This is a genomic window from Bacillus sp. V3B (genome assembly GCF_024494465.1).
In the GTDB taxonomy this organism is placed as follows: Bacteria; Bacillota; Bacilli; order Bacillales; family Cytobacillaceae; genus Bacillus_BD.
In genome coordinates, this window is record NZ_JAETXM010000047.1 from 1 (window position 1) to 8,467 (window position 8,467).

At 38.5% G+C, this 8,467-nt stretch carries 7 protein-coding genes; 1 reads left to right on the plus strand and 6 read right to left on the minus strand.

Annotated elements, in window-relative coordinates; all coding sequences use genetic code 11:
* Positions 1-261: 261 nt before the first annotated feature.
* The 5 genes from JMM81_RS22110 to JMM81_RS22130 form a co-directional block, all read right to left on the minus strand.
* Positions 262-1,188, minus strand: a complete 927-nt coding sequence (locus JMM81_RS22110) for a DsbA family protein (protein WP_256243712.1) — start codon at positions 1,186-1,188, stop codon at positions 262-264.
* A complete protein-coding gene (locus JMM81_RS22115; protein WP_256243717.1) occupies positions 1,181-1,537 on the minus strand; it encodes a winged helix-turn-helix transcriptional regulator in 357 nt (118 codons plus the stop codon). The genes JMM81_RS22110 and JMM81_RS22115 overlap by 8 nt, the downstream gene beginning before the upstream one ends.
* A 658-nt stretch (positions 1,538-2,195) precedes the next feature.
* Positions 2,196-4,271 (minus strand): formate dehydrogenase subunit alpha, encoded by a 2,076-nt coding sequence (gene fdhF, locus JMM81_RS22120; RefSeq protein WP_256243713.1) that lies wholly within the window; start codon positions 4,269-4,271, stop codon positions 2,196-2,198.
* A gap of 893 nt (positions 4,272-5,164) precedes the next feature.
* Positions 5,165-6,064, minus strand: a complete 900-nt coding sequence (locus JMM81_RS22125; protein WP_256243718.1) for a VanW family protein — start codon at positions 6,062-6,064, stop codon at positions 5,165-5,167.
* Positions 6,065-6,318: 254 nt separating this feature from the next.
* Positions 6,319-6,468 (minus strand): hypothetical protein, encoded by a 150-nt coding sequence (locus JMM81_RS22130; RefSeq protein ID WP_256243714.1) that lies wholly within the window; start codon positions 6,466-6,468, stop codon positions 6,319-6,321.
* Positions 6,469-6,833: 365 nt separating this feature from the next.
* Between JMM81_RS22130 and JMM81_RS22135 the strand changes: the two genes are divergently transcribed.
* Positions 6,834-7,991, plus strand: a complete 1,158-nt coding sequence (locus JMM81_RS22135; RefSeq protein ID WP_256243715.1) for a DUF4317 domain-containing protein — start codon at positions 6,834-6,836, stop codon at positions 7,989-7,991.
* Positions 7,992-8,020: 29 nt separating this feature from the next.
* On the opposite strand, the gene JMM81_RS22140 is transcribed toward JMM81_RS22135, so the two are convergent.
* A complete protein-coding gene (locus tag JMM81_RS22140; protein ID WP_256243716.1) occupies positions 8,021-8,287 on the minus strand; it encodes a helix-turn-helix domain-containing protein in 267 nt (88 codons plus the stop codon).
* Positions 8,288-8,467 lie beyond the last annotated feature (180 nt).

Here is an 8,467-nt window from a genome sequence, read left to right on the forward strand (position 1 = left end):
CGAGCAGTAAGACTCCCACCTCAAGATTCTGAGTGTACAAAGAATCTTGAGGTGGGAGGTCAATTGCCCTTAAGAGTTCGATAAGTGAGACAAGAATCTTCTTGGACTTTAGTCCTTCGAAAAGTCAATCGGACTCTGCGTGACTAACCATCAGCGGAGGATGAAGCCTCCCACTGATGGAAGTTTTCTTTATAGGGTCTGATCAAATAATAACATTTATTCGTCTATCAAGGACAAATACTTTCGTAGAAATCTGTGTCATTATTTGCTTTCGATGTAGCTCTCACCAAGAACTTCTTTTTGTTGATATTGTTGTGTTGAAAGTTCTTTTTGAATAAAGGACTGAACATCCTTTTGTTCAAGATTATACATTTCTTCCACTTCTCGTGAGAATAATAAACCTTCTTGTTGAAGGAGGGTTGATAATGATGGTTGTGATTTGGCACTCACTTCATCCGTTTCTAGAAGTTGTTTTAAACCTTGAACATAATAGTCAAATAGACGTGCTCCAACCATTTTAACCCCTTTATTTTCTTCATTTACAAGAATGATGGTTGGAAATCCTCTGACACCTAAGCTTCTTGCAAGTGTAAAGTCTTTATTTAATAGATCTTGGCTTTCAGGAAGGTTTGCTTCTTTCACCACTTTTTTTCCATCTAGTCCTATGTTATTCACAATATCAATTAAAACTTTGTCTTCTGAAATATTTCGATTAAAAGCAAACACTGCTTCTCTTACTCGACGCAAAAAGACAGATGCAAGTTGTTCATTCTCTTTTTGAATGATTTTAAAAACACGGGATGGTGGGTAGGAAGATGAAATAGGATTTTCGAGCCAAACCGATCCATCAATGGGCATGCGGGAATGTTCTCCCACTTCTCTCCAGTGACCAGCAACATCTGAAGGTCCAGAAATACCGTTACTTACGTCAGCGAATCCATCACCCCATTTTTCTAGTAAACCACCCATAACGGTTTGAACATTGAAATAATGACCATATTGCTTTTCAAACCGACGAAGAACAGGTTCAAGAGCCCAGCAGTGAGAACAGATAGGATCTGTTACATAGTAAAGAGTCAACTTTTTTTGTGGTTCATTTAGATTGATCATTTCCATTTCTTCATCTTCTCCTGATCCACAAACGCCTGTTTCTAGATCGCAAATCATATTATTGTTATTATTATTCATGTTGTTTCCCTCCGGGGTCTTGATTTACAGATGAATCAAGAAGCTTATAGTTTTGTGCCCACTGTTGAATAGGCCCGAGTGCATTAGAAAGCGATCGTCCTTTTTCCGTTAACTCGTAGGAGATCGTGACAGGAGATCCACCTACGACTTTTTTCTCTAATAATCCAAACTCTGTGAGTTCAGATAATTTTAGAGAAAGGGCTCTTGCTGTAATATCGGGAAGATCTCGCTTTATTTCTGTAAAATGAGCCGTACCGTCCTTGCAAAGAGATAAATAGTGGATAATAAGGCCATTCCATTTTCTTCCTAATATTTGAAAAGAAGCCTCTAAGTATGGACAAATTTGAATAAGAATCACCTCAATTGTCATTCGGTTATATAATTAGTATACTTAATATAATAAATATATCAAGTATATAAAATATACTAATGGTGTTTGCTGAGTACAGTAGAGGATAATACCCTGAATTTAAAGAAAGTATGCATTTTAAGTTGTTCAGCAAAATTGATTCCTATAAAAAATGAAAGGAGCTGTCCCAAAAGAAAAGGTATCAGATACCACAATACATTCATCTACAATTAGGTTGAATGTATTGTGGATGTCAGACATCTTATGGGACAGCCCCTTGGCTATGATAAAGGTTTAACTTCATTCAGCAAATGCTTTTTGTACCGAAAGCTTGCGACAGGTACAGAAGTCCTCCGCTTCTGTAAGTGGGGGATGAATGCAAAAAGCTCTCTGATTCAGTGGGGGTTCAAACCCCAGCTGAATGAAGTTAAGCCTCCAGCGGATGCCTCGGATTTTTTAAAGGTAATTTATCGAGCGAGCTCGACGACGGACAGGACGTCCTAGTCAGGCGAAAGCCACAGGATGTGGCTTTCTGAAGCGTGATAAAAATCCGGGCGCAAATTCGGCGGGGCGAATTTGATCATTCATTACACAACTTCTTGGATTAAGGAATTCTGTCATGAATGGATGAAGTCAGTTAGTGCTTTACAGGTTTACTTTAAGCTAACGATTCTTTAGGTAATGGTGTTACTTTAATCGCACATGCTTTAAATTCAGCTGTTCCTGAAATAGGATCATATTCATTAATGGTCAAGACATTTGTTGGTACATCAATGAAGTGGAAGCTCATAAAGACAAGGCCTGAAGGGACTTGTTCTGTCACTTTAGCTTTTACTTTTACTGCTCCTCTTCTTGATGAAATCTCTACAAGATCACCTGACTCAATTCCAAGTTTCAAAGCATCCTCAGGATTAATATCCGCTGTTTCTTCTGTTTGTCTTATTTTTACACCGCCCGCATAATGACGTGTTTGCGTATGTGTATTATAAGATTCAAGGCGTCGTCCTGTTGTAAGTGTAAACGGATATACTTCATCAGGAAGTTCAACCGGTTCCGTATAAGTAACAGGAACGAATGAAGATGGTTGCGTATTTTCTAGCTCTTCGTGGAACCTTGTATGAAGGACCAATGTACCTGGATGTGATTTATCTGGACATGGATAATGGACACTATATTCCTTTTCTAGTCTTTCATAGGAAATTCCACCGTAGACTTCCCAAGCAAGGGAACGCATTTCATCCCAAATTTGTTCGCTGTTTTCATAACTCATCGGATAGCCAAGTCTAGTTGATAAGTCACAAAGAATTTCCCAGTCCTCTTTCGTATTCGGGTGTGGTTCAATAGCTTTGCGCACACGTTGGATGCGGCGATCGGTATTTGTAAAAGTACCTTCTACTTCTCCCCATGATCTTGCAGGGAGGACAACATCTGCTAATTCAGCCGTTTCTGTTAAGAAAAGGTCTTGAACAATTAAAAGATCAAGTTTTTCAAATATTTTTTTCGTATGGTTCATATGAACATCTGCCATAATTGGGTTTTCACCAATAACATAGAGGGCTTTTACATCCCCATTCTCCATTTTTTCAAACGTTCTTGTTTGCGTATCACCAGCCATTGGGTTGATGGTGATATTCCAAGCTTTATCAAATCGGGCACGATAATCATCGTCTGTTAGGCTAACACCACCAGGTAATTGGTTAGGTAAAGCTCCCATATCACCTGCACCTTGAACATTGTTTTGTCCACGTAATGGCATAATGCCGCAGCCTTCTCTTCCGATATGGCCAGTTAACAGAGCTAGGTTTCCGATATCAAAGACATTGTTTACACCGCAATGATGCTCGGTAATTCCTAATGTATACGCAATCATTGCTTTATCTGCGGTTGCATATTCTCTCGCTGTGTCAATAATATCCTGTGGTGACAATCCAGTAATGGTTGCTGCGTACTCAGGTGTAAATATTTTTACTTGATCTTTTAATTGATCAAATTCAGCTGTATGTTTCTCAATAAAAGCTGGGTTATATAATTCTTCTTTAATAATGACGTGCATTAATGCATTAATAAATGCAATATCTGAACCAACATGAAGTGGTAGGTGACGTGTTGCACTTTTCACCATATCGATTTTTCGAGGATCGATCACAGTGATTTTTAGCCCTGCTTTAGCCGCTTTTTTCATGCGATTTGCAATAATTGGATGGGCTTCTGTTGTATTGGAACCCATTAATAATAGGACTTCTGCACGTTCAAAGTCTTCGATTGTATTGGTTGGAGATCCACTGCCAAATATAGTTGCCAGACCGGCAACGCTTGGAGCGTGTCAGGTTCGGTTACAGCCATCAATATTATTACTACCGATCGCTGTTCGCATGAATTTTTGCGTGATATAGTTTACTTCGTTCGAAGCCCTTGCTGGAGCAAACGCTGTGATCGCTTCAGGTCCAAATGTCGTTTTGATATGGCTTAATTTTTCAACAATGTAGCTGTAAGCCTCTTCCCAAGTGGCTTCCACAAGTTTTCCAGCTTTACGGATAAGTGGAGATTTCAGACGACTTTCCGCTTGAACAAAGCCAAAACCAAATCCACCCTTTATACATGTTTGGCCTTTGTTGACAGGTGCTTCCTTGTCCCCACGGGATTTAACAATTTTATTATCTTCTACTTCTAGAATAAGTCCACAGCCCGTTCCGCAATAGCCGCAGACTGTTTTAATTTTTGTTGTCTCTCCCATTACTGATCCTCCTATTATTATTAATAAAGTGATAAGTGTTTCTTAGTGGTACAGGATTACTTCTTGAGGTAAAAGAAAATATCCTTACTGCACAGTAGCTTAACTTGGCATTTATAATAAAAAAATGCCAAGAAAAATATATTTCTCTTATCCTATTATACAAGAGAAACGAAAAGTAGCGGTGATTGTTATCACTTTAAGAAATTTATATTGTCAAAGTATTCATGATCATTTTATTTTTGAAAAGGATGAGGACTTATTTGTTTTTTGCAAAAGTGGCTATGTTTTAGAAGCATACATCGTACGTACTTGTTCTTCAGAATGATAAAAATGAATAGGTCGGTCACCAAGAAGGGGTTATGGTGACCAAAACAGAGAAAAAAAGTCAGAACGGTAACCCAAAAAGATCTATGGTGACTGAAAACGAGGAAAAGAGCTAGGTCGGTTCCTATAAAGGAAAGCGATCGGTATCTAATTTGTTGCTTCAGCATAATAAGCGTGCCGACCATGTCTTAATAACTTATACTTTTTTAACTTCATTCAGCAGAAGTCCTCCACTTCTGTAAGTGGGGGATGAATGCAAAAAGCTCTCTGATTCAGTGGGGGTTCAAACCCCGACTGAATGAAGTTAAGCCTCCGGCGGATGCCTCGGATTTTTTAAAGGTAATTGATCGAGCGAGCTCGATAAAAATCCGGGCGCAAATTCGGCGGGGCGAATTTGATCAGGATCTTTCTTATTGTCTTGTTAGACTCTATTTCGGTAAAATACACTTTGTTTTTCTACAAAAAAAGTGAATCATGCACGGCATCATTCACTTTTGAAGCATATTCAATTGCTCTTTCTAACTTAATAGCCTCTGTAAAATAACATCTCTCGACTAAAAAAAGTAAAATTAGGTGCTGGCTTCTCGCATTTCTGTCTCAAGGGGAAGTTTATTACTCATACTAGGAATTTGTTTCCGGTTGACATTAATATCATCGGAGGAAAAGACGAGAACGATCATCATTCCTGATTGGACCTTTGCCCGAATAAGAATTGGCTGATTGTATTCATTTTTAAAAGAAAAATCAGGCCCCCACCAACTAACCGTCGCGTCACGTCCAGGAGGAACATAAGGAACACGCTTACTATGGGAATAACGTTGTAAAATATGGAGTCCTGAGCGATCAACAGCATTAAATAGGGTAGAGGACACTTGGCATATCCCGCCACCGATCCCTTCTGAAAGCTCTCCTTTTACGATGATAGGTGCAGGAAGATAGCCCTTTTCCTTGGTGCGATTTCCGACTCTTTGATTAAAAGAAAAGGTTTCTCCAGGAAAAACAACCTGATTATTAATACCTTTAGCTGCAAGAAATATATTATGAGACCTCTCCTTGTTCCGGACATTGAAATACGTTACGTAATGGCCAATCATCTTGGTCTTAATTTGTGCAAGCAGCTCACTATCCACGCGAGGATACAGCATACGTACTGGAACATCTAGATTTGACGGTCCTTTTTTATAAAAGTAAGTATAAAAGTGATCCTTGAAAACGGCTCTATTTAATTCAACTCCAGCTTGTTCAGAAACAATCTGACCATAATCATCGAGAGTCGCATCAATCGCTTCTTTCCGAATCTGTTTGTCAAGTTGATTCGCAACCAGCTCGAGTTTCGGCGTGTCAACTAAAGGGAAACCAAATCCAGGCATAGATGCAGACAAGTCAGAACGATTGATCGTCATAACTGGTTCTTGTTCATGAATAAGAGTTAAATCATCTGGTACCTGTGATTGCTGAGCGATTAACATAAGTCCAAAAATCCATGCAAATTTCAATCTATTCACCTCCCAATTAGTATGAGAAAGGTACGTTTTTTTATGTAAAAAGCTTTCTGAAAATCTGTAAACTTCATCTTTCTAAATGCGGTTTTTATTCTAATAGTAGTAAGCACACAAAGAAATAGCGAACAATGCATTGTTCGCTATCAAATCAACTTATTTAACCTACTCTCTCTGAAAGTTTAAATACTTGAATATTAATATGGGTATATTGATACTCTCTATTAGAGTAACATCCCACCAAGTAAAACAATTGCAGGGATCGTCACTAAGCACAATAAGTTTGTAACTAATGTATGCATGACTCCGTAGTCTTCATCTGCGTGATATAAGGCCAATATAATTGAAGCTGTCGTGACAGATGGCATTGCCATTTCAATTAATAAAACCTGTTCAACCTCCCTGGATAGAGGTAAAAGGAGGAGGACAAGGATCCTTATAAATGGAAGGAAAAGTAATTTAAATGTACTTTGTCTTCCTTTGCTTATTTCTCGGTTTCATTGTATTTCTGTTTGGACTGTATTTCGTTGTGTCATTTGTAGAGAAGGTCATGAAATATGTTACTCATAAGCGGAAAATATGAAGTTGACGTTGACTAATCAATCCTTTTGTAAAATGAGTGTTTTCAATATACTTCTATCCATTTAAATTGAAAAAAATAGAAATAGAGAGCAGGAGCTATCGAGTATTCCTATTTTTATGTCTGAACAGTATAATCAGGAATGGGAGTTGAACTTAAATGAATAAAAAAGATATCGCTAATATCCGGAAGCAATTTAAATTAGATAACTACCTAATGAATATTCGTGAAATCTTCAACGTTTATGTGAAGAGCGAATCAGGTGAGATTTATCATCATGTCAGTCAGCCGTTTCAAATGTTAGAACAGGAAACACAGGAATTGTTTTTGACAAACTTTAAAAAGGTTTTGACAGGTCAGCTTGATTCCAAACTGTTTGAACTAAAATTCAGGAGTGATGTGGAAGACAGCATGCAAACCCTTCTTTTCAAAGGATTACATGTGGGGTCGACGGATTGGCAAGAAAACATGCTCCAAATCGTCGCGAAAATGTTTGCTCATACTGTTTATGAATTTGATACCGTGGTGACGTTTATCCGGGGAGAATATCGGAAACCAACCCGAAAACGGGGTCTGGAATCTGAGGAGGGCGGGGATGATGAAGTTTATTCCAGTCACTTTACCCTTTGCAGTCTCAATAAAATTGATCAACCGAAAAAAACGCTGCTGTTTGATTATATTGAGAAAGAATTCAAACCGAATGATGCCGTTGATCCGATTATTAATTTATCCTCTCCATTGTTAGGCTTTCTATTCCCAGCCTTTAATGACAATTCGGCAGATGTGAATCATATTCTCTACTGTGCTGGAAAGGCAAATCAACCGAATTATACCTTTATTGGAGATGTTCTCAATTGTGAGGACATCATAACTGCTGCCGAGGAAAAGGACAGCTTCGAACTGATATTAAAATCAGTGATAGGTGACGAGGTGGATTCAAGGACTATTTCCAATGTTTATGAGGAAATAGATAAGATGGTTCAAGAGCAAGAAGAAGAGGAAGAAAGCGAATCTCCTATATTGGATCATCGAGACATCGAGCGCATCTTAACGGTAAGCGGGGTCGAAGATGTAGATACGGCGAAGGTGGAACATGCCTTTAAAGCTGTTATAGCTGATGAAACACATGAATTTAAAGCAAGCAGTTTAGTCCCTAAAACCATAAAAATCGAAACGAAGGTCGCAAATCTATCCGTCAATCCGAAAGAGCTGAAAAACCTAAAATACATTACGTACGAGGGAAAACGGTGCCTATTGATAGAAATCGATGAAGATGTGTTTATAGAAGGATTTCAATTAGAATCGGGGACACTCTAATGGGTTTTGAGGGACAGGTCCTTGGTTCATTACAAGCTATATGAAATGAATTTTAGTTGGTTCTCTACAAATGGTAGGGGCCAACTTTTACACTTGCTTCCTGAACGTGAACGATTGAAAATCGTTATGTCCAGTTCAGATTCCAAGCTGGAAATGGCTTGGCTAATAGCAGAATGAGATACATGAAGCTTTTCTGCTACTTTTGCAATCTCCAAGAATTTACTAATAATCAACTTTTGGGCTTTGATATTTTGGGAATTCCAGGGTACGCTCCAGATCAGGTCGCCTTTTATCATAAAGAGTGTAAGTGGCTATTTGCAGGGGATTTATTAATTGACCATATGCCAAGCAGCGCCTTCATTGAACCAGATTATGATGGGGTCCGTATAAAATTCGTGATACAACAGAAGCAGTCATTAGAGAAATGTTTGTCATTGAATGTAAACTCGTTTTTTCAGGTCACGGTAGGATCATAG